Source organism: Sediminibacillus halophilus (genome assembly GCF_900103695.1).
GTDB lineage: Bacteria > Bacillota > Bacilli > Bacillales > Amphibacillaceae > Sediminibacillus > Sediminibacillus halophilus.
Window position 1 is genome coordinate 21,135 of sequence record NZ_FNHF01000009.1, and the last position, 22,341, is coordinate 43,475.

The following is a 22,341-nucleotide window of genomic DNA, read 5'->3' on the forward strand; positions in this document are numbered from 1 at the left end:
TTTATGCATTCCTTCCCTGTACGATCAAATAAACCGCACCGATAACCCCCGCATCATTTCCCAATTTTGCGGTGACAAATTCAACACCTTCGCTAATCCGGGGCAATGCGTATTTGTCAAAAGCTTTTCGGAGTGGGATTAGGAGCTGTTCACCCGCTTTAGATACCCCTCCTCCAATCACAATTTTGGAAGGATTAACAACGGTGGCCGCGTTGGCTATAGCCAGTCCCAAAACATCCGTTACCCGGTCAATAATTGCTTCGGAGACTTTATCTCCGGCAGCCGCCGAGTCGAATACATCTTTGGCGGTAACTTTTCCGTTCTCTTTATACACCGTTTTTAGTATTGTCTCCTGAGCCGAATTAATATATTGCTCAGCCTGTCTAGCAATACCAGTGGCAGATGCAACGGTTTCCAAACAACCATTACGGCCACAATTGCAAGGGGCGCCGTCAGTTTCTACCGTAATATGTCCGATCTCCCCTGCTGTGCCATTTACTCCGTTTATCACCTGGCCGTTTGCGATTATACCGCCCCCGACCCCAGTCCCAATTGTGACTGCTACTAAATTTTCTGCCTGGTTTCCCGCCCCTAGCCAGTTTTCTCCGAGTGCCGCTATATTGGCATCATTATCCACTACGGCAGGCAATCCCGACAAGTTTTCTAGCTTATCGGCCAATGCAAAATCTTTCCATCCTATATTCACAGCAACAGCTACTGTCCCAGAATCTGTGTCGACAAATCCAGGGGCACCTGCACCGATTCCAATCAAATCCGAAGACTGCAAGCCAATTGTTTCTAATTTTTGAGCAACGGATGACCATATGTCCTCCGGTATGGATGAACCGCTATTTTCGAGGTTGGTTTCAATCTCCCACTTTTCGACAATGTCACCGGTTTCTTTAATAATAGCCAGTTTCACCGTTGTACCGCCGATATCGACGCCGACAGCATATTTTTCTGCCATTCCGCTTCCCCCTTATTGTTGTTCCTTCAGCTTCTGTTTCTCCTGTTTCAACAGCAGGATGGCCGATTGAAAATCCTTTGTTTCCATGCATTGCGCTTTGTATAATTCTCTTACTTCGTCTTCCATCATATCCAGGTCGGCTATCCTATCTCCTAAATAAATGAAAGTACCGAAATTTTTTAAAAATTGTTGAATATCATAAATCGTTTTCATATTAAATCACCAAAAATCATTATACCAATCTTTTATCCGGTTGGGAATGATTAACCACTAATTGTCAGTTTATGCAGAGGAATACTTAATGAATGGGTTGGTTTCTGAGAAAAAACGAAAAGCTTGTAGAAAAAGTTGAATTCTCTACAAGCTGGATGATCTATACTTAATTATCGATCTGGATCCTGAGGATTTAGAAATGTAGGTCTTCTGTTTTTCAGTGGTATCGGAGAGCGAAGTACAATATCGCGCAACGGCCGGGCAGAGAATGGGAAGAATGGCCATAGATAACCAATTCGAAAAGAGTCTATTCGCACCAGATAAAAAATCCAAATCGTTATCCCGGCAACATATCCTTTCACTCCGAAGATTGCTGTGGAAACAAGTAAAACAATCCGGAATATTCGGTTGGCAAGGCTTAATTCGTAACTTGGAGTAGCAAATGTACCGATTGCCGCTACTGCAAGATACAATACCACTTCGTAAGAAAACAACCCCACTTCGACGGCTACTTGTCCAATCAATATGGCTGCGACAAGACCAAGCGCAGTCGCCAACGCTGTAGGAGTATGGATGGCCGCCATCCGGAGCATATCTATTCCCACTTCTGCAATTAAGAATTGGATCAATATCGGTATGGCTCCGTCTTCACTGGGACCGATAAAAGCCAGCGTTTCGGGCAATAAATCCGGGCTCGTGGAAAGCAAGTAATACAAAGGAAGAATAAAAATCGAAGCGATTACCGCAATAAAACGCACCATCCGCAGATATGCTCCTACCAATGGTTTCTGACGGTATTCTTCAGCATGCTGTAAATGATGCCAGAAGGTAGCCGGCGTAATCATAACACTTGGTGACCCGTCGATAATCACCAAAATATGTCCCTCATATATATGGGCAGCTGCTGTATCCGGTCGTTCTGTATATCGTATAGTCGGATAAGGATTCCAGTGACGCCCGCATAGATACTCTTCGATGGTCTTCTCAGCCATCGGCAGACCGTCGGTGTCAATCTTTTTCAAGTGCTTTTTTAACGTTTCCACTCTACTTTTGTCAGCAATATCATCTAAATAGCAAAGACAAATATCTGTTTTGGACCTCCTGCCTATGCTTAAGTATTCCATGCGCAAGGAACGGTCACGGATTCTCCTTCTTGTTAAAGCAGTGTTAAACACAATGGTTTCTACATAACCATCACGCGAACCCCTTACCACTCTTTCCAAATCCGGTTCATCCGGACTTCTGACTGGGTAAGTACGAGCGTCAATGATAATGGCATAACGGATTCCTTCCACTAACAATGCCGTCGGCCCGGCCAGCACTGTATCGACGGTTTCATCCAAATCCTCCGACTTGTCCAGCTCGATGTATGGCAAATGGGTTTTAAGCAGCTTCTCCAGTGGATCCGGCTCCAACTGATCGGGCTCTAGTCTGGATAAAAGCTTCATCAATAAGTGAAGGATATCATCTTTAACAAATCCATCAACCATAAATAAAGCCATTTTCTTACCAGCGTATTCTAAGTCCATGTGGATGACATCAAAGCTTTTATCCACACCGAGACGTTCCCGCATGTAATCTACATTCTCTTCTAAGTTGCGATGTACTGGTACCTTCTTCGTTTCGTTGTCCATGGTCTCATCCTATTTGGTAAAGTCTTTAATACTGTTAGCTTGTACCGTTTAGGTATGAACCATACAGAAAATCCACTACTTGTACAACTCCTGCTATAAAGATCAAACAGCTTCGTTTCATATAATTTACGACTAGTACATATATTCAATTAAGCAACTAATGACAAGCTGTTAAAGGAGAAAACTATATGAAAAAAACGTTTCTCATACCAGTCATTTTAACTGCAGCCGTCCTTGCTGCCGGTTTATTTTTTCTCGCCAACCAGGAAAAAACAGTACTTAAATACTTTCCGCTGGATGAAAAGATTTCTTTTTCTTCTTACTATACAGATTTGAAGATATTGTCCGAAATTGATACGGATGAATATGGTGTACAATGGCAGGAAGTTTCCGAATTAGAGACCCCTATTTATTTACGACAGGATGTATCTTTATTATATGTAGACGGAAAATTGAAAGGAATCCTTAGCAAATGGAAAGAAAACGGACAAACTATCGAACAAAAATCATCTATACATGGGGAAGACAGCAGTCACTTCCAGGCAATCACTTTTCATCACGGAGAAGTTCATTATCCAGATGACAAAATTAAAAGTATACAGGCAATGTCTTCTGATGAATTGTACGTGATTGACTCTCCTCACACAGCCTTGGAATCTTTTGATCAGCCATTAAACAAAAATCAGGAAGAATGGAAGCACACCCTTGATACAGCTACCAACCAGCAACTCAGTTTCCATTGGAACCAACTGATCAATCACTTTGATATTCCGATCGATAAGTATACCATCATTCCATTAACAGACTTGGCCAAATACGAACACCTGCCGTTGCCCGGGTTAACAGAAACCGAAAGTCAGCAGGTTATCGGACAGCTTTGGGAAGGACTTTACAAACATTATATCCTTGGAATTGCAGGGAGCCAGAATAACAAGCATCCAATCAATACGTTTATCCCTCTACTATTATTCGCGAATGATGGAAGCCATTTAATGGTTCTTTTCCAAGATGAAAACGAGGAGAAACAACAATTGTTACAGGCCTACCCTTCATTCGATGACAAACGTTGAACCAGATTGTCAAAATCTTTGTTATCCGGTTGCAGGCTTAAAGCTTTTTCTGCATGCTGTTTCGCATTGTCGACTTGGTCATGGCTGACATACAATAAAGCCAAGTTATAATGTGCCTCGGCAAAATCCGGTTTCACTTTTAAGCTCTCCTCTAAATCATCGATTGCTGCTTCGGCTTCATCCAAATTCAAGTGTGCCAGCGACCGGTAAAACAAAAGCTCTGCCTTGTATTCCCCATCTTCAAGCCCTTGCTCCGTATATTTCAAGGTACGGTGGTACTCTTCCTGCTCAATAGAATGCTGGGCAAGCTGGAGAAGATTGGCTGATGAAAATTGCATGGCATAGAATAGCAAACCGACGGTCAATAAAAGGTAAAGCATGAATCCTCCCAATTGATTCAACCTTTTCTTTTTTCCAGGTAAAGAAACAACAGCAGAGGCCAAGAATCCACCAAGCAATCCACCGATATGTGCGCCGTTGTCAATTTGTGGCATCATAACGCCGAAAGCAATATTTAAAGCCAATATAAACAGAAGATTCCAGCCCATTGTCCGGAAAAACAATCTTTTGTAGAGCACTCCAAAGTAAAGCAGGGACCCGAAAAGACCAAAAATCGCTCCCGATGCGCCAGCAGACACCTGTGTGTTAAAGGCAAAGCTTGCAAGCCCACCTGTTATGCCAGCTAAAAAGTAGACGATCGCAAACCGGCCAGTTCCATACAGCCTTTCTACTGCTGTGCCCAAATAAAACAAAGCAATCATATTCATGAGCAAATGGACAAAGCCAATATGAAGGAACATGGATGAGATGATCCTCCACCACTCCCCTTGCAAAATGGCCGGGTTGTACTTCGCTCCAAAATCGATCAATGTTTGTGTGTTTAGACTGCTTCCGTGACGTTCCAGCAAAAAAAATAATAGGACATTGACGGCGAGTAAAACGTAGGTAAACAAAGGTCGGCCATGCTGGAAGACAGACTGTTCTGCCTGCTGCTGTTCAACCAAGCGGCTTTTTAGTAGGCTTTTAATTTCGTCAGACTGACGCTCCATTACTTCTTCATTGTCAGACTGTATGATCGGTCGATCATCAAGCCCCAAATCATCATATAACCGATACTTTTCATTAAGACGATTCCTTTCGTCTAAATAATAAACATGCATTTCTGTGGGCTTTTTATCCTTTACAAGCAACGGTTTTTTCAAGGACTCCCAGTCATCGACAGGTGCTTGTGCCGCAATATAAACATCATGTATTTTCACTTTTTTGCCACCGAGCAGCTTACGCAAATTCTGTACTTTATAGATGACCTGAGCCATGTCATTTTTCAAATGATTTCCCCAATCAAAACTTTTATGATACAACCGGATCACATTCGAAGTATCTTTTTGCTGCTTTTCGAGCCAGATTTCCTGACTGTCCTTATCAATATGTAATAGTTCATAGTCATGGTCACGGACCAAATCATGAGCTAAATTCAAAAAGTAATATTCATCTTGCACATACATGATGCCACTCCCTCTCCCTTTTATCTTACCATGTATGACAGTCTAAATGACAAAAAAACCTTTCGCCACTCATATGAAAAGGATGACCCCCTTGTCCGCTAGCTCCTCTCTTTTACTTTTTGAAAACCAAGACTATTAATAAAAAATTGTTGCGTTGTTGCGAAGACGCAGAACTATAAACTGCGCAGTAACTGTAATGTGAAGTGCCATTGCCTATTCAAAAAGAGTGTTAACCGCCGCTTCGGTAGCATACTACGCTTTCCGCGGGCACGGCTTCAGCTAACTTGGTAAAGAAAACCGCTTTACCAAGTGGATCTTCAGCTCGCGCTGTTCCCGCGGGAGGAAAGGCCTCGGTGAGATCCCGCAGAGCTTTAGCTCGAGGAAGCTTACCAGCCGCCCGCGGAATGCGCAGGGTATTTCCGCAGCGCCGAACTACACTACTTCTATAAAAAGGCCCTTGGACCACAAAGGAAGTTACTGCGCAGTTTATATTTTAAGTGCAAAAGTCAAATTGCTTAAGTTGCTTCATAAAAAAAGGCGCTCAGCTTATGATGCTGAGCGTCCTAAAATAGCAGGCATGATTTTTGTCCGAATATACGGAATGTTCATCGACACAGTGACAGCAAGCTTTCGCAGTGTATTGACTGCAAGCAGTGCGTTAAGTATTTTAAATCGTTTTTGAAAAACCATACCGGCTGTGATAATAATCGAGCATGCAATCAGAAATGCTCTCATGTTCTACACCCTTTCTCACTGGATGATCTTATCATGCACTAGGAGGGTTCATTTTATGCCTCTAAAATATCAATCCGGTTTCCGTTATGATATGGTCGACCGCTATATCATAAGCATCTCTGGGAACCTCATCGATCAACTGTTCATTACTTGTCAAAGCGAGGGTGGGGTTTGAAAAATCGGATAAGAAACGGTCGTAATAACCCCCGCCATAGCCAACCCGATATCCTTGCAGATCAAACAATAAGCCCGGAACGATGATCAGATCTATTTCTTGCTTCGAAATAGATTTAGCCGCGTCAGGATTTGGTTCCAATAAATCAATATAAACACATTCTAATTGGTCATAGGACGACAAATGATAAAACACGATCTCCGGTACTTTTGGATAACACTTTGGAACACAAACGTTTTTCTTTTCCTTCCACGCCTTCTCGATGATCACTCTGGTATCCCACTCATGACGTTGGGAAACGGTCAATGCGATTGTTTTGGCCTTCTTCCAATAAACCGAATCGAATAAGTGAGCCGCCAATTTTGCTTCGATCATTTCCCTTCTTTCAGCAGGCATGTCTTCTAGCAATTGTTTAGCCTTCGTTCTCCATTCACTTTTTTTCATTTCCCAGACCATCCTTCATCTTCGATAATCACGCGATTCCATGCTTGATTTTATCATAACAAATGCAGAACGCATTGGTAAGCTTCCCAATTTCCCACAAATCCTTACTCCCTTTTATCCTTCGGGGAGGATACCAAATTCACGAAAAGAGAAACCAAAAGAAAACAGATAAAAACCCCCGCCAAATGAATTTGGTGGGGGTTTTGTAACACATACAGCTTCCGGCAATCCGGATATACTGCAGGGTTATTTTGTTTCGCGGTGCAATGTGTGCCGACGCAAACGTGGAGAATATTTTTTTAGCTCCAAACGTTCTGGATGCTTACGTTTATTTTTAGTTGTAATATAGTTGCGGTCACCTGTTTCGGTGCAAGCAAGTGTAATGTTTACACGCATTCTTTATCCCTCCAAACCTTCATCAAATGTAATCATCATTTAAATCTTACATATCATTTTTCAGACTTAATAATACTACCAAAAAAACTGTGCAATTTCAACCTCTTAACAGAAAGCATTCAAATATTTGAGAGAATATGATATAACTGTTATGGAAACCATCAACTACTTCTAAAATTATACATAAGAAGTAACTATTTTAAATAAAAAGCCATAAGAAAAGAGGAATCACCATGTTATATGCACTTTCTGCCTTGTTGGCAGTGGCCATCATTTTATTGATCCTATCCTTTTTCATGAATGATCGATTCAAAGACATCGAACAGCAACTGGAGCAGTTTTCTATTTCTTCCATGCAAGAATCTTACCAGATGAAAAAAAAGATCAAAATACTGGAAGAAGAACTGCTTGCAGACGACATGGATTTTATGGAGGATACCATTCCAGTATCTCAAGGAAAAAAACCGTCCATGTACCAGGAAATACTCGAACTGAATCACCAGGGAAAATCAGTCGAGCAAATTGCCAGGGAAACTTCCTTGAATGAACACGACGTACTTTCCATTATAAAACAATTTTCTTCAAAGAGATAAGGAGAATCAGGATGAAGCAACCGATAAGGGCGTTTGCCCTTGGCCTTTTGAGCGCAGTCCTCGTGCTGGGCGTTATCTATTACATCGATGGAAAGACTGCAGAACAAAAAACAGAGATGCAGGTTTCCGAGATGGTTACACAGCTGGAGGCGGAGGGATATGTCGTTAAAACGCTGGATGAAATACAGACTGAACAATCAGAGGATAAAACGGCCGAAGGACTAGACGAGAAAAACGAGGAAGAGAAAGACGAAGAAAATACGGAAGAACAAGAAAGCATGACACCAGCCAGTATTGACCTGCATGTCGAACCAGGCATGAGCACAGAAGAAATCATTGATATGCTTTATGAAGCTGGTATTATAGAAGACAAACAGAGTTTTAGCAATTACTTAACTGAGCATGATTATAGTACGGGAATTCAAACCGGAGAATTTCATATCGAGGAAGGTATGACCTATCAGGAAATTGCCGAAACCATTACCCGTTGATTTATCGTCAATGACGGAGCAAGAAATCATTAAAACCACTTGGTTAATCCAAGTGGTTTTAATGATTTGCAAACAGCTACTTATTTAAGTCAAGGGTCTCCCCTTTGACCAAATAGAGAATACTTTCGCCGATATTGGTAGTATGATCGGCGAAACGTTCAATATACCTCGCACTAAAAGCCATCTGCATGATGTGTTGTATTTTCTGGGGATTGGTCGCTGTTTCTTCGAGCATTTCACGAACTACTTCTCCATACATGTTATCGACTAAATCATCCAACTCTGCCAGTTTTCTTGCCAAGGTGATATCTTCATATTCAAAGGCCTTTACCGAGAGATCGACCATTTTCAATGCCGTTTGCTTCATATCATTCAGAGCAGGGTGGATCGTCAAACCATGATTTTCCCCTAAGTGAATGGCTGCTTTCGCTATATTTTTAGCATTATCGCCCATTCTTTCCAAGTCAGAGGAAATGCGCAATGCGATGATTAGTCTCCGTAAATCTGTTGCTACAGGTTGTTGTCTGGCAATCATCAAAATCGCGTCTTCATTGATTTTTAATTCCTTTTCATCCAATTGTTCATCATAAGCGATTATCTCATTGGCCAGTTCGATATCCTGGTTATATAATGCTTCCATTGCTTTTTCCAGCATTTTTTCTGTTTCATGGGCAAGACTGATGATTTGACCCCGTAATGCCGTCAATTCTACCTGGAACTGTTCTCTTGCAACCATCTTATCTCCTCTTTTCTATAAAATTAACCAAATCGGCCGCTAATATAGTCTTCTGTCCGTCTGTCGGAGGGAACAGAAAATAAACTGTCCGTGTCCGAGGCTTCTATTATTTCGCCGTGAAGAAAGAATGCCGTTTGATCAGATATCCTGGCCGCCTGTTGCATATTATGGGTAACAATCACAATCGTATATTGATTCTTCAGCTCGCTAATCAATTGTTCAATCCGAAGGGTGGAAACGGGATCTAATGCCGATGTAGGTTCATCCATCAGTACGACACTTGGCTTAGTGGCAATTGCACGGGCGATACAAAGTCGCTGCTGCTGGCCTCCGGATAAGCCGAGAGCTGAACTGTTTAAACGGTCCTTCACTTCATCCCATAAGGCAACTTGTTTCAAAGACGTTTCCACTGCTTCATCGAGCTGTTTCTTTTTTTTCATGCCGTGTATTCTCGGACCATACGCTACATTGTCATAAATCGATTGTGGGAAAGGGTTCCCTTTTTGAAAAATCATTCCGATTTGTTTCCTCAGGTTAACCAAATCGACTTTGTCTCTTAAAATATTTTGCCCATTAAAATGCAGCTCGCCTGATAATTTAACAGATGGAATCCTTTTAATCATCAAATTCAAAGTCTTGATAAAGGTCGACTTTCCGCAACCAGATGGTCCAATTACCGCCGTGACTTCATTTTTTGGAATTTCCAGATTGACATTTTTCAAAGCCTGGTTGTTTCCGTACCATAAATTCATGTCTTGTACATGAAAAACGGGTTTCTTTGCTGTTGCTGTCTTGTTCATGCCTCTGTTCCCTCCCCTTATCCGAATCTGCCGGAAATATAATCTTCTGTCTTTTCTTGATCTGGATTGGTGAATATTTTTTCGGTTTCTCCGTATTCAATTACAGATCCATTCAAGAAAAACGCTGTTTTATCCGAAATCCTGGAAGCCTGCTGCATGTTATGCGTGACAATAACAATCGAATAGTCTTCTTTCAATTGCAAAATTAACTCTTCTATTTTTGCATTGGAAATTGGATCAAGAGCAGAAGAAGGTTCATCCAGCAGCAATACGTTTGGTTCCATTGCAAGTGTCCGGGCGATACAAAGTCGCTGCTGTTGCCCGCCTGATAAAGATAATGCTGAATCGTGCAGCCTGTCTTTTATCTCGTCCCATAAAGCAGCCTTTCGCAAGCTCTCTTCCACGATTTCATCCAACTGTTTTTTCTTGCGATTCCCATAAAATCGCAAGGCATGCGTAATATTGTTGTAAACTGATTTCGGAAAAGGATTCGGTTTTTGAAAAACCATGCCGATTTCTTTACGAAGCGCGATTGTATTGATATTTTTCGAAAGGATATCCACGCCTTCATACATAATTTTTCCTTCATTCCATGAAACAGGGATTAAATCGTTCATTCGGTTAATACTTCGCAAAAACGTCGATTTCCCGCAACCGGAAGGACCGATCAAAGCAGTAATGGCATGCTTTTCTATATCCAGATTGGCGTGTTTTACCGCCTGATTGTCTCCATAATAGATACTCAAGTCCTCTGTCTGCAGGATGGTTTCTCTCTTTTCATCCACTGCTGTCGGTTGTTTATGCATCTTTGGTTCAATTGTGATTGTAGCAGCCATATTAATACCCCTTTGTTCAATTATTTACTTGCCGTGATTTTCTTATGGACAACACTGCCGAGCCATCTAGCCAATAGGTTAAAAATCAATACTGATAAAACCAGCACCGCAGATGATCCATTGGCTATTTCCCTGATATCAGGCATGATGCCATTCGTGTTCACTGCCCAAATATGAACAGCAAGCGTCTCAGCCGGTCGAAAAATGTTCAATGGAGAAGTTTCTGAAAAAGGATTTAAATCCAGATAATCAAGCCGTGGTGTAGATAATCCCGCCGTAAACAACAGTGCTGCCGCTTCACCGAATACACGTCCCGATGCCAGAATGGATCCTGTCAAAATTCCTGGGAAGGCCGATGGAATCAACACTGTCTTGATTGTATGCCAATGTGTGATGCCCAGCGCAAGACTTGCTTCCTTCATTTCAGCAGGTACAGAGCGAATGGCATCTTCACTGACCCGGACCATAACCGGAATATTGAAAATCGTAAGAGCCAATGCTCCGCCAATAATGGTATAGCCCCATCCTGTCGTGTTGACAAAAACTAAGAGTCCGAACATACCGACGACGATAGAAGGCAGGGACGCAAGCATTTCTATACACGATCGAATAAAATTGGTTACTTTACCCGGCTTGGCATATTCCGCCATATAAATACCACCACATACTCCAAGGGGTACGGTAATCAGCATTGTGATAAACAAGATGTAAAAGGAATTGAAGAGTTGGTCTCTAATTCCCCCTCCTGCCTGTACCGAGCTGGAAGGAGTGGTAAGAAACTCCCAGGAAATTTGCGGTACACCTCGAAACAGGATAAAAGAGAACAGCGCGGCCAGAATGGCAACGATGATAAAGGCTATTGTGACAAAGACTCCGGTGGCGATTCGATCTGCTACCTTGCTGTTCATTAGATTTTCCTCCTAGATGACAAGTATCGGACTATTAATATGAAGACAAACGAAATGATCAACAAAATTAGTCCCATGGACCATAACGTGTTGTTTTCTACGCTCCCATAGGTGGTATGACCCATATTTAATGTAATGATCGTCGTCAAAGTGGCAGACGGATCAAGTAAACTTTCCGGCAGGTTCCGGACATTTCCGATGACCATTTGTACTGCCAATGCTTCACCAAATGCTCGGGCCATCCCGAGTACGACTGCTGTCAACAAGGATGGCAGGGCTGCAGGCAGCAATACTTTCCGGATTGTCTGCCATCTAGTCGCCCCAAGGGCCAATGAACCTTCTCTCAAACTGTTCGGCAATGCACCCATTGCATCCGTCGCTATAGTAGTAATCGTCGGCAAAATCATGATGGACAGGACAATGGTACCAGCAAGAATACTAAAACCGGTTCCCGCGCCATGTTCTCTAATAAAAGGAACCAATACTGTAAGCCCTATGAATCCATAAACAACAGAAGGAATTCCTACCAACAGCTCAATGACTGGCTGAAGGACTTTTCTTCCCCACGACGGGGCGATTTCTGTCATAAAAATGGCTCCGCCGATACCTAACGGTGCTGCAATCAAAGCAGAGAGAAAGGTAACAGCCAATGAACCAAAAATGAATGGCAATGCGCCATAGCTTGGCTGGTCTGCTAATGGGTTCCAATTGGTGCTGGTTAAAAACTCAATGGGACTTACATGGTTCACAAGAAAAGATTGCAGCCCCTTAACAGTCAGAAAAATCGTTACGGCTACTGTGGCTGTAATCATAATCAGTGCGCACAACGTAACCAGGATTTTCCCTCTCAGTTCACCTAATGACCTGTTTTGTTTTGATTTTATTAATCGCTCTCCCGCTGATAGAGCTGCTTTGTTTTCCATAGTAAACACCCCTAATAAGTCATCACAGGGCAAATGCTTTTAGCATTTACCCTGCATTTTTTCTCATTTGTTTTTCTGTTTTTCTTCTTATTTATCTGTTTGATTTCCCTCGGCATCGCGTTCTACTTGCATTTTTGTTGATGCGATATATCCTTGCTCCGGTAGTAATCCCGTTTGGATTTCATCACTCATTAAGTAGTCAAGGAACGTTTTGGCAAGGCCTTCTGCTTCCCCTTTTGTATAAGAGTGCTGATAAGCCCAAATTGGGAATTCACCGTTTTGTACATTTTCATCTGTTGGTTCCACACCATCTATTGCCATTGCTGTGACAGAATCATCAGTAAAGTAGGAGAATGCCAGATATCCAATTGCTCCTTCTGTTTCACTGACAATTTGCTTGACTGTATTCGAAGAATCCTCCGTAACACCTTCTGCAGGTGTTTCACCATCAAGACCGAAATTCACGAAGGTTGCACGCGTACCAGATGAATCAGGACGATTGACCAGCGTTATATCTACATCTTCGCCGCCAAGTTCAGACCAGTTTGTGATTTCTCCTGTAAAAACTTTCTTCAGATCTTCTTTCGAGATATCGTCAATTCCTACTCCAGGATTCACTGCTGCAGTCATCCCTACTACGGCAACCTTGTGATCGACTAATTCATCAGCCGGAATGCCATCCTTTTCTTCTGCAAACACATCCGAGTTTCCAATATCCACTGTTCCCTCAGACACTTCACTAAGGCCTGTACCAGATCCACCGGCGTTGACTTGAATGTCCGCTTCAGGGTTTTCGCTCATGAATTGTTCTGCTGCAGCTGCTACTAATGGCTGCATAGCACTAGATCCGGAAATAGTAATCGAACCGGAAGCACCCTCTGCGCTTGCTCCTTCATCGGATTCACTTTCGGAATCTTGGCTGGCATCTGTCTCTTGATCCGTTTCGTTCGATCCGTTTGATTCTTGATCTTCTCCATTACTCGATCCACATGCTGCCAATATCCCTATCAGCAAAATCAACAATGCAGCAAAGGATAATAACTTCGTTTTCTTCATAAGTTTGTTCCCCCTATAATCTTATAAAATGATTGTCGCCTATCCGGCTACAAGTACATCGTAACGCGCTAGTTTTAAGTAGCAGTTAACTGCTTGTAAAGATCATGTAAATTTACTAGATAAATAGTCCTTATTGATAGATTTTGTCGACGAATTCTCTGGTGAGTTAGGGGAAGTTTCTGAATGATTTACAATGAGGGAAGCCAGCTGTCACCTATGACCGAACGTGCGTTAGGCAACAAGAGTAAACGCAGACATCCTCGCTTTTCAACCAAAAAAAGTCCTTGGCAACATATTGCCAAGGACTTCTCCTGTAATCTCAATTTATTGATTTAATCTTCTACTTCTTCTTTTCCTTCCTTGCTCTGTTTCAATTCTTTGTTCACACCGTCTTTATCACGGTTTTTTTTCAGTTCAAAGTATTTCTTGATGATCCTCGTTCCGATTTTATGGTTGATATCATACTGACCGTTCCCTGTTCCGTTGTTCGGCACAATGATGGCAAAGGCTACTTCCGGTTCGTCATATGGGGCATATCCGACAAGACTGAGGTTTTCCGTATCAGCAAGCTTTTTGCCATCCTTGTATACTTCGTTTTCCGCAGTACCCGTTTTGGCCGCAACTTTATACTCACTCAAGCTTGCCCAACCATGACCCTGTGCAGTTCCTTGGGTAATAACTCTTCGAAATCCTTCATGGACACGGTCCAGGTATTTATCATCCATTTCGATTTTGTTTAAGACATCCGTATTAAAACTTTCGACGACAGAACCAAGCTCATCGCGATCAGGTTTGGGGGATCTTATCTCGCTGACTAAACGTGGTCGGATACGGTAGCCATCGTTGGCCAATGTAGAAACATATTGAGCCAATTGCATCGTCGTATATGTGTCATACTGCCCAATAGCAAAGTCAAGCAAGTTACCACCTCGCGGGTCCGGCCCAACATAACCCGTTGCTTCATAAGGATAATCAATTCCCGTTTCCACGCCAAGTCCGAATTGCTTGAAGTAATTCCGCATTGTCGTAAAGGATTCCGGATCAAAGTTCATCGACTTCATTCCGTAGTGGTAGTTGAATTCACCAGCCATGCGCATGGCTATATGGAACATGTACACGTTGGAAGATTTCTCCAAAGCCTGCACATCCGTGACATTCCCTAAATTTCTATAGGAGGATTTTTTCAACTGTCCAATTTTTATTTCAGTATCATGAAATACTGTGCCGGGCTTAATTACTCCGGCATCCAAACCAGATAAAACGGTTGCGCCTTTTACTGCGGAACCAGGCCTGTGCGCATCGTAAAGCGTCCGGTAAGATTGGTTACGGTACTCCTTTTCTTCCCTATCATAATGCTGGCCTGACATGGTCAACACTTCACCTGTCTGGGGATCCATCATGACGACCAACGCATCGGACATATATTGGTTTTTGGATGGGTGCATTTCTATTGCGGTTTTCAGTTCTTCCCGGACAATTTTATCAACAGCCTGCTGCAGTTCCATATCGATGGTCAGCATCAAATCGTTGCCGCGCTGTCCTTCAGTGACTACCTTGGAATCTACGACTTCCCCGCTGCTGTTGGTGATATATTCGACTTTCTCTTTGGTTCCCTTCAATTCTGCCTCGTACTGCTCCTCCAGCCCGCTGATGCCGACACGGTCGTTCGGGCTGTACCCTCGGCTCAAGTAGTATTGCTCATTTTCTTTTGGGATACCGCGATCTGAACTGGACACACTTCCGATAATATCGGAGAATGTACCTTCCACGGCAGAGATTCGATTCCAGTCAATCGTTGCGTCGATTCCTTCCAATTCACCTAAATGCTCGGATACCTTTGCATACTCCTCTTCTGTGACTCCTTCATTTTTCACGATGTGAGGAGATAGCTCCGAAGCAGCGTCCAGTTCCTTTTTAATAGCGATCACTTCGAGCAAGTCATCGTCCCATTCAATTTCTGCCAACTCTTTTTCCGTGATTCGTTTCAGCATCGTATTGTACTGTTCACCGTTGTCCATCTCTTCCTTTTCTTCATCCGTTAGTTTCTCCAGAGCATCCTCTTCATTCAAAATATACCAATATTCCTTTTTATCCCGTTCACTCACTTTATCTTCAGCATCTTCGATGTCGATATAACCAGCAAGTTTTTTCGCCAATTTCAAGCGATCTTCTACTTTTGCTCCATTTTTTGGTGCTGTATAAGTAATCGACCGGACTGGTTCATTATCTAAAACCAGCCGGCCATAACGGTCATACATTTTCCCCCGTGGTACAGGTATTTCCGATATTGTATTCTCCGTTCGATTGATTTCATCCTGCGCTTCCTCGCCGTTCAAGATCTGAACAACACCCAGCTGCAAGATCAAGCCGGAAAACAGCAAAAATACAAACAAAAACAATATATTTAAACGAAAGGGAAGTTGTGCTCGTTTTTTCTTCTTTCCCATATCGCTCCCCCTTTATAAGTGTACATTACTGTTAGTATAACATTTTTACGGGGAGCAGACTATTATTTCTCAACGATTTTCCTCTTCCGCCAATTCTTTGGAGATGGCTGGTTTTTCCCTTGGTTCTGTCACCTTCAAATCAATATTTTTCAAAAAGAAATAGATGATGAACGGCCCAATTCCGACTCCCACTAACAAATAAGGAATCGCAACTTCCGCCTCGAAGAGACTGACCGCTGCTAAAAATAAAAGAATTGATGTGATTCTGCCGAAGTTGAGAAATAACTCTCTTACGACAATATATTCAATCCGCATCTCGGCGGCTCTCCATGCTTTTCCGATGACATCGTACGTCATCGAGGCATACGGCACAAACAGTATGGGATAAGAAAAACCGATAATCCCTGCATAGATAAGTAACGTCGTATAATCCAGATGAATAAGAATCAATAATACGGACAGGCAAAGGGACAACCCGCCTATAAAGATCGCTCCCTTTCTCATTCGGGGTTTGATCAAACGTGTAGCAGCATAATAAAACACAAAAGAAAAACCGGAAAAAATCAAATTGAATGTTCCCAATGCCAATTCACTGTTGGTTGTTATAAACACCCAAACCGAAATCACAAAGACAAATATGCCCTCCCGCAGACCTTGAAAGGAGTGGGCGTAAAGGACCCTTTTCCAGTCTTTATTTTGATTTCGTTCTTTGAAGATCCTGACAAAACGGAATACACCTTTTGCAGAACGACGGTTCAGAAAAAACGTACACACTACCGCCAGTACAAATAGAGAGAACGAAATGGCAAATATGACGGTATAGCCTTGAAAGGATGCCATTCGGGATATAATGTAACCAGCCAGTATCGGGCCAATCATCCCTCCAAACGACTGAAGCAGTCCTTGGAAGCCATTGAAAAAATCCCTTGTTTCTGGTTCAGTCACTTCAAATGTCAGGACGTTAAAGGCTAGCCAGTAGAAACCATAACCGATTCCGAGTAAGCCGCCCAACAGCATGTTATACTTGGCAGCTTGTTCACCAACCAGCAAAACAGTCATGAAGAACAGCGAGAGAAATAACACTCCCAGTCGTAAGACAATCACCCGGTCCACTTTTTTGGCCCAGCGTCCTGCGAGAATGAATGTAAGCGGCTGTAGAATATAAATAGCTAAATTATAGAGGGCAATCGCCATATAATCACCTGATTGCTTCCAAAGATAAATATTGACGAAAGTATTCGACAAAAAGATGCCTAGTGAATACAGCCCGCCAATGGTCAGAAGCAATTTTAAATTCTTGTCTATTTCAATATCGCCTAATAGTAAATGTAAAGATTTTTTCATATTTCCCGTCTCCTTTACTGTTAAACTTAGTGTTTTCTAAAGAAACGGAGTTATACAAAAGACGCCGAATTGAAATATCCCAGCCGTCAAGGACAGGCAGGCCCTAAGACTTGTAGAGAAGCTAAAGGACAGAAGGAAATAGCTTTAGAGGCTTTTTCTTACCATAAAAAAAGGACTTGATGAGAAAAACTCATCAAGTCCTTTTGCTTCAAATCGTTTATTATTTAGCCGCTTCGTAACGCTTCGCAACTTCATCCCAGTTTACTACGTTCCAGAAAGCAGAAACGTATTCAGGACGTTTGTTTTGATACTTAAGATAATAAGCATGCTCCCAAACATCCAAACCTAAGATAGGTGTTTTTCCTTCCATGATAGGAGAGTCCTGGTTTAGCGTACTAGTGATTTCCAGTTCGCCATTGTTGACAACCAGCCAAGCCCATCCAGATCCAAAACGGCCTGTTGCGGCTTTGCCGAATTCTTCTTTGAATTTGTCGAAGCCGCCGAACTTCGAGTTGATTTTGTCAGCTAACTCACCGGATGGTTCGCCGCCGCCATTAGGAGAAAGAACAGTCCAGAATAGTGAATGGTTAGCATGACCCCCGCCATTGTTGCGTACAGCTGTACGAACTTCAGCAGGAACACTGTCGATATCTGAAAGCAATTCCTCTAGTGATTTGTTTTCCAAATCACTGTTTCCTTCCACAGCACCATTTAATTTTGTCACATAAGTGTTATGGTGCTTTGTGTGGTGGATATTCATTGTTTCCTTATCGATATGCGGTTCTAATGCATCGTATGCATAAGGTAGCTCTGGTAGTTCAAATTTAGCCATTGTTAATTCCTCCTTTTAATAATATGTAGCTAGAAAAAGATGACACTAATCATCTTTCCTTCAAAACCAAGATTATCAAAGCGTGTTTTTTCTTGCAACTTTTATGCATTAAAATTAGAAACTTTTCCCTTTTTTATGGATGGAAGAGGGAAAGACACCTTCCACACAACAGTCAAGCTTACAAGAAATTAGCACACGAAAGGATGTGGCAGGGGTATTTCCTGCACAAAAACATAGTGTAGTACATTTGTCGGGCAGCAATAAAAAAAGACAAGCTGCAGAATGCTCGTCTTTACTGTTTACAATTTATATTCATAAAGTAAAATGGTGGCTCGGGACGGAATCGAACCGCCGACACACGGATTTTCAGTCCGTTGCTCTACCGACTGAGCTACCGAGCCAATACATATTTCCTCGTGCTTGCCATTTTTTGCAAGCCGGAACATGTGAGTTTATGTAATGGTTTATGTAATGGAGGAGGATGAGGGATTCGAACCCCCGCGGGCGATGAAGCCCCTGGCGGTTTTCAAGACCGCTCCCTTCAGCCAGACTTGGGTAATCCTCCTCGAGTTGTTGGTGGACCCTGCAGGACTCGAACCTGCGACCGATCGGTTATGAGCCGATAGCTCTAACCAGCTGAGCTAAGGGTCCTAGTATAAAATATGGGGCGACCGGTGGGAATCGAACCCACGAATGCCGGAGCCACAATCCGGTGCGTTAACCACTTCGCCACGACCGCCATATTTAGTTGGTAGCGGCGGAGGGGATCGAACCCCCGACCTCACGGGTATGAACCGTACGCTCTAGCCAGCTGAGCTACACCGCCATATTGGCTCCACAGGTAGGACTCGAACCTACGACCGATCGGTTAACAGCCGATTGCTCTACCACTGAGCTACTGTGGAATAATCAGCTTCTCTTCCTGTCGTTAATATCTACCTTGTTGAAGCGACGAAATATAATTTACCATGAATATGTAAGACTGTCAACACTTTTTGCAAATGTTTTTAAATCGGCAACAAAAATAATATAGCATGTCCGCCTCTCCCATTCAAGTATTTTTTTATAATTTTTATGATCGCTCTTGTCATTTTCTCGATAATTAAGGGTGCCAAACAGCTTTGGCACCCTTTTGCATTATTCCCCTAATACTTCTTCCGCTATGTTCACCGCGTGGTCGCCGATCCTTTCCAAATTGCTGATGATATCGACAAAAACGATGCCGGCCGGACCGGAACAGGAACCTTCGTTCATACGGATAATGTGCTTTTTCCTATAAGCACGTTCCATTTGATCAATTTGATCTTCTTTTTGTACAACCGCCAATGCTTCCTCCCTGTCCATTTCGCCAAGCGCATTGATCGCCTGTTTAACAGTAATTAACGTAAGATCGAACATATCATTTAAATCCTGCTGGGCTTGTTCTGTTATAACCACTTTATTGGATATCTTGTAATCGACAAGCTCGACTATATTTTCGAAATGATCACCAATTCTTTCAATATCACGAACGGAATCCATTAGAGCAGTGTGTTTCGTACTGTCTGCTTCCGAAAAGGAAGTACCTGACAAACTGACAAGGTATTCCGTAATTTCCTTATCAAGGTTATTCAGTGCTCCTTCTACCTGGAGAGCCATGTCTGCATGCTTTTGGCTATGATTATTCAAGTACAGGCTTGCTTCTTCCAATCCTTTATAAGCATATTCACCCATACGGATGACCTCTTCTTTTGCCTGATCAAGCGCGACCGACGGAGACTGCTGGATGAAAATTGGATCCAGGTGCTTCGGTTTATACTCGATAACCGCATCCTCACCAGGTATCAGTTTTGTCACGATAAACGCCAACGCACCAATGAATGGAAACTGGAGGATTGTATTCGCCAGGTTGAAGCTTCCATGAGCAAAAGCAATCGTCATTTCCGGGTTAAGATTGAACGCATCCTGTAAATAAGAAACATACCTCGTATATAAAGGCAACAGAATCAGAAAGATCGTCGTTCCTATCACGTTAAAAATAACGTGGGTAAATGCTGCACGTTTAGCTGCAATGGTCGCTCCGATCGAAGCAAGAATCGCAGTGATTGTCGTCCCGATGTTATCTCCGAATAACACCGGCAATGCTGCTTGGATATCGATGGCACCCTGTTCGAACAAGCCTTGCAGGATACCTATCGTAGCACTGGAGCTTTGGACGATAAAGGTAAACAACGTACCAACCACTACGCCCAAAACTGGAGTGGAGCTCATATTTAAAGTTAAATCATGAAAAGCTTGTACATCTCGAAGCGGAGACATTCCACTGCTCATTAATTCCAAACCGTAGAACAGAGACCCGAATCCAAAAACCGTCTGTCCCAGGTAGGTCACTTTATTATTTTTAAAGAAAAAGAGCATAAATGCACCGACAGCCATAATCGGCAGGGCGTACTCCCCTAAATCGATACCAATGATGAAGGCGGTCACGGTCGTACCGATATTGGCACCCATGATAACCCCTATTGATTGCCGGAGAGTCATAAAACCGGCATTAACTAGTCCCACTGTGAGTACTGTTGTCCCGGAACTACTTTGAATAAGGACTGTAACAATAATACCTGCCAGCACACCCATAAATGGATTACTGGTAAACCGGTCTAAAATATCCCTCAATCGGTCACCTGCAGACTTTTGTAAACCATCTCCCATAAATTTCAGTCCGAGCAGGAAGATTCCCAGTCCGCCGACAAACTCGAAAATTAAGGATTGCACATTAATATCCAACGTTTCCCATCCCTTCACACATGCTGATTAGCTTGAATTGCCTCTCTCATTATTAATGAAAGCAGAAGAGTTTGTAAAGATTTTTCGTTAAAATTTACGTTAAATTTACATTCTTGTTCCTCAAACGACTCTTCCCTTCATCAATACATATAAAAGCTGGTTTTTCCGCCACTTTTTGCTAATGCTTTCCTTTCTATTGGTTATGTACCCCAATTCCATTACTACAATCGTAAAGTTAGCCGTTACATAACCAACAAAAAAGAGTACTTCACCATTTCACGATGAAACACTCTTTTATAGCTTTTGTTACTGTTAGTTTTTTGATACAAGTATTTTTGTTCCGTCCACTTGCACTATCCTGACCTCTGTTTCTCTTGGAATCCATTGACCGTTCGTTACTGCACTGTAGTCCTCCCCTCCTACCCGAATGGTTCCGACAGGCCGCATATCCGTAATAGTGATTGCCTCTTTTCCAATTAACGAAGCATACGTTTCGTTCATTGAGTTATATCCTTTCTCGCTTGTAAGTTGATCAACCAAGGCTAACTTCGACCACATTTCTCTTCGCTTGAATACCTTCAGGAAAAGAAGAGAACAAAAGCCGCCGATAATTACCCCGATCACACCATATAGTCCTGCTGTCCAGTTAGGAGAGCTTAACCCGATCGAAAGGATCATACAGACAGCACCTATAGTAGCAAGGGTTCCATCATTCAGAAATTTTCCATCTATAATAATCAGCAACAATCCGATCAAATAAATCACCATCATCAGTACAAAGGCACCTGGTGCCAAAAACGACAGAAAATAGATGGTTATAAAACCTAAGCCAATAATGCCAAAAATACCTCTCATATTTATCAACAGTTCGCCGAATAAAAATAAAGTACCGAGACCTGTAATGATAAAACTCACCCAGTCTGCTGAAAAAACGTCCACTTGTATCACCCTTCCTGCTTTGTATTATTTACGTTCTTCTAAAGAATTTTGTTTCAAAAAAAGGGTTTTATTTTATTTGTAGAATGTATATATAAATCAATAGAAGGCGGTGTTACTATGGGATTCCTCAAAAAAACAGTCGTAACTCTCTTTATTGTATTATTTATTGTCAGTATCTTTAAAGATTTGACGGTCGGAACATTAAATGGCGTCCAACAGACAGAAGAACAGTCCGACAACCTGTCAGAAAGCCACAAGCCTTCTCAGAAAGCACCGCAACAAGACCAAACAGCCTATCAGGCAATAGAAGTGGAGGTACGCCCCGGTGATACAGTACTCAGTATTATTGAGGAAATCAATCGTGCGGAAGCGGTTCTGGCAATTGACAGTATCGTCACTGACTTTCAAAAATTGAATCCCGGAACAGATCCCCAACAAATCCAGCCTGGGGAAACATACTTATTTCCTTTATATGTAAGCGAGGAATGAAGTATCCGTTTTTTTAAGGTTTGTTACTTCTCAATTTAGCCTTTT

At 42.4% G+C, this 22,341-nt stretch carries 22 protein-coding genes and 6 tRNA genes; 4 read left to right on the top strand and 24 right to left on the bottom strand.

Going from position 1 to position 22,341, the window contains the following annotated elements; all coding sequences use genetic code 11:
* Position 1: 1 nt before the first annotated feature.
* The 3 genes from BLR82_RS19455 to BLR82_RS19465 all read right to left on the bottom strand — a co-directional run bounded on the left by BLR82_RS19455 (position 2) and on the right by BLR82_RS19465 (position 2,814).
* Complete coding sequence (locus tag BLR82_RS19455; RefSeq protein WP_074601106.1) at positions 2-967, bottom strand: ROK family glucokinase; 966 nt, start codon at positions 965-967, stop codon at positions 2-4.
* Between the two features lie 12 nt (positions 968-979).
* Positions 980-1,180: a YqgQ family protein gene (locus BLR82_RS19460; RefSeq protein ID WP_074601107.1), complete on the bottom strand. Its 201-nt coding sequence runs from the start codon at positions 1,178-1,180 to the stop codon at positions 980-982.
* Positions 1,181-1,350: 170 nt separating this feature from the next.
* Positions 1,351-2,814 (bottom strand): spore germination protein, encoded by a 1,464-nt coding sequence (locus BLR82_RS19465; protein ID WP_074601108.1) that lies wholly within the window; start codon positions 2,812-2,814, stop codon positions 1,351-1,353.
* A 188-nt stretch (positions 2,815-3,002) separates the two neighbouring features.
* Between BLR82_RS19465 and BLR82_RS19470 the strand changes: the two genes are divergently transcribed.
* Complete coding sequence (locus BLR82_RS19470; protein ID WP_074601109.1) at positions 3,003-3,884, top strand: hypothetical protein; 882 nt, start codon at positions 3,003-3,005, stop codon at positions 3,882-3,884.
* On the opposite strand, the gene BLR82_RS19475 is transcribed toward BLR82_RS19470, so the two are convergent.
* The 4 genes from BLR82_RS19475 to rpmG all read right to left on the bottom strand — a co-directional run bounded on the left by BLR82_RS19475 (position 3,857) and on the right by rpmG (position 7,139).
* Entirely contained in the window at positions 3,857-5,389 is a 1,533-nt protein-coding gene (locus tag BLR82_RS19475) for a rhomboid family intramembrane serine protease (RefSeq protein WP_074601110.1), read from the bottom strand. The two genes, BLR82_RS19470 and BLR82_RS19475, sit on opposite strands and share 28 nt — an antisense overlap.
* Positions 5,390-5,935: 546 nt before the next feature.
* The gene (locus tag BLR82_RS19480; protein WP_074601111.1) at positions 5,936-6,124 is read right to left on the bottom strand and encodes a hypothetical protein; all 189 of its coding nucleotides are present in this window, start codon (positions 6,122-6,124) and stop codon (positions 5,936-5,938) included.
* A gap of 61 nt (positions 6,125-6,185) precedes the next feature.
* Complete coding sequence (locus tag BLR82_RS19485) at positions 6,186-6,743, bottom strand: 5-formyltetrahydrofolate cyclo-ligase (RefSeq protein WP_074601112.1); 558 nt, start codon at positions 6,741-6,743, stop codon at positions 6,186-6,188.
* 246 nt (positions 6,744-6,989) lie between these two features.
* On the bottom strand, positions 6,990-7,139 hold the full coding sequence (gene rpmG, locus BLR82_RS19490; protein WP_026771167.1) for a 50S ribosomal protein L33: 150 nt from the start codon (positions 7,137-7,139) through the stop codon (positions 6,990-6,992).
* A 233-nt stretch (positions 7,140-7,372) separates the two neighbouring features.
* On the opposite strand from rpmG, the gene BLR82_RS19495 reads away from it, so the two are divergent.
* Both BLR82_RS19495 and BLR82_RS20660 read left to right on the top strand, forming a co-directional pair.
* Entirely contained in the window at positions 7,373-7,732 is a 360-nt protein-coding gene (locus BLR82_RS19495; protein WP_074601113.1) for a hypothetical protein, read from the top strand.
* An 11-nt stretch (positions 7,733-7,743) separates the two neighbouring features.
* Positions 7,744-8,223 carry an endolytic transglycosylase MltG gene (locus tag BLR82_RS20660; protein WP_083334961.1) on the top strand — a complete coding sequence of 160 codons (480 nt, stop codon included), beginning with the start codon at positions 7,744-7,746 and terminating at the stop codon, positions 8,221-8,223.
* Between the two features lie 76 nt (positions 8,224-8,299).
* Here the strand turns inward: BLR82_RS20660 and phoU are convergent, their stop codons facing one another.
* From phoU to BLR82_RS19585, 17 genes are all read right to left on the bottom strand, one after another.
* Positions 8,300-8,959, bottom strand: a complete 660-nt coding sequence (gene phoU / locus BLR82_RS19505; protein WP_074601114.1) for a phosphate signaling complex protein PhoU — start codon at positions 8,957-8,959, stop codon at positions 8,300-8,302.
* A 23-nt stretch (positions 8,960-8,982) separates the two neighbouring features.
* A complete protein-coding gene (pstB, locus tag BLR82_RS19510) occupies positions 8,983-9,759 on the bottom strand; it encodes a phosphate ABC transporter ATP-binding protein PstB (protein WP_074601115.1) in 777 nt (258 codons plus the stop codon).
* Between the two features lie 17 nt (positions 9,760-9,776).
* Complete coding sequence (gene pstB, locus BLR82_RS19515; protein WP_139187016.1) at positions 9,777-10,565, bottom strand: phosphate ABC transporter ATP-binding protein PstB; 789 nt, start codon at positions 10,563-10,565, stop codon at positions 9,777-9,779.
* A gap of 50 nt (positions 10,566-10,615) precedes the next feature.
* On the bottom strand, positions 10,616-11,503 hold the full coding sequence (gene pstA / locus BLR82_RS19520) for a phosphate ABC transporter permease PstA (protein WP_074601117.1): 888 nt from the start codon (positions 11,501-11,503) through the stop codon (positions 10,616-10,618).
* Positions 11,503-12,426 (bottom strand): phosphate ABC transporter permease subunit PstC, encoded by a 924-nt coding sequence (gene pstC / locus BLR82_RS19525; RefSeq protein ID WP_074601118.1) that lies wholly within the window; start codon positions 12,424-12,426, stop codon positions 11,503-11,505. The genes pstA and pstC overlap by 1 nt, the downstream gene beginning before the upstream one ends.
* A gap of 87 nt (positions 12,427-12,513) precedes the next feature.
* The gene (locus tag BLR82_RS19530) at positions 12,514-13,482 is read right to left on the bottom strand and encodes a phosphate ABC transporter substrate-binding protein (RefSeq protein WP_074601119.1); all 969 of its coding nucleotides are present in this window, start codon (positions 13,480-13,482) and stop codon (positions 12,514-12,516) included.
* A 332-nt stretch (positions 13,483-13,814) separates the two neighbouring features.
* Positions 13,815-15,929, bottom strand: coding sequence for a peptidoglycan D,D-transpeptidase FtsI family protein (locus BLR82_RS19535; RefSeq protein ID WP_074601120.1), 2,115 nt, complete (start codon positions 15,927-15,929; stop codon positions 13,815-13,817).
* 69 nt (positions 15,930-15,998) lie between these two features.
* A complete protein-coding gene (locus tag BLR82_RS19540) occupies positions 15,999-17,273 on the bottom strand; it encodes an MFS transporter (RefSeq protein WP_074601121.1) in 1,275 nt (424 codons plus the stop codon).
* Positions 17,274-17,493: 220 nt separating this feature from the next.
* Complete coding sequence (sodA, locus tag BLR82_RS19545) at positions 17,494-18,105, bottom strand: superoxide dismutase SodA (protein ID WP_074601122.1); 612 nt, start codon at positions 18,103-18,105, stop codon at positions 17,494-17,496.
* A 325-nt stretch (positions 18,106-18,430) separates the two neighbouring features.
* Positions 18,431-18,506: transfer RNA gene (locus BLR82_RS19550), tRNA-Phe, on the bottom strand.
* Between the two features lie 71 nt (positions 18,507-18,577).
* A tRNA-Ser gene (locus tag BLR82_RS19555) sits at positions 18,578-18,670 on the bottom strand.
* Between the two features lie 9 nt (positions 18,671-18,679).
* Positions 18,680-18,756 (bottom strand) — tRNA-Ile (locus BLR82_RS19560).
* 12 nt (positions 18,757-18,768) lie between these two features.
* Positions 18,769-18,844 (bottom strand) — tRNA-His (locus BLR82_RS19565).
* A gap of 10 nt (positions 18,845-18,854) precedes the next feature.
* A tRNA-Met gene (locus tag BLR82_RS19570) sits at positions 18,855-18,931 on the bottom strand.
* A gap of 4 nt (positions 18,932-18,935) precedes the next feature.
* Positions 18,936-19,010, bottom strand: a tRNA-Asn gene (locus BLR82_RS19575).
* 232 nt (positions 19,011-19,242) lie between these two features.
* A complete protein-coding gene (locus BLR82_RS19580) occupies positions 19,243-20,868 on the bottom strand; it encodes a Na/Pi cotransporter family protein (RefSeq protein WP_074601123.1) in 1,626 nt (541 codons plus the stop codon).
* A 312-nt stretch (positions 20,869-21,180) separates the two neighbouring features.
* Positions 21,181-21,807, bottom strand: coding sequence for an NfeD family protein (locus tag BLR82_RS19585; RefSeq protein ID WP_074601124.1), 627 nt, complete (start codon positions 21,805-21,807; stop codon positions 21,181-21,183).
* Positions 21,808-21,924: 117 nt separating this feature from the next.
* Between BLR82_RS19585 and BLR82_RS19590 the strand changes: the two genes are divergently transcribed.
* Positions 21,925-22,296: a LysM peptidoglycan-binding domain-containing protein gene (locus BLR82_RS19590; protein ID WP_074601125.1), complete on the top strand. Its 372-nt coding sequence runs from the start codon at positions 21,925-21,927 to the stop codon at positions 22,294-22,296.
* Positions 22,297-22,341: the final 45 nt, after the last annotated feature.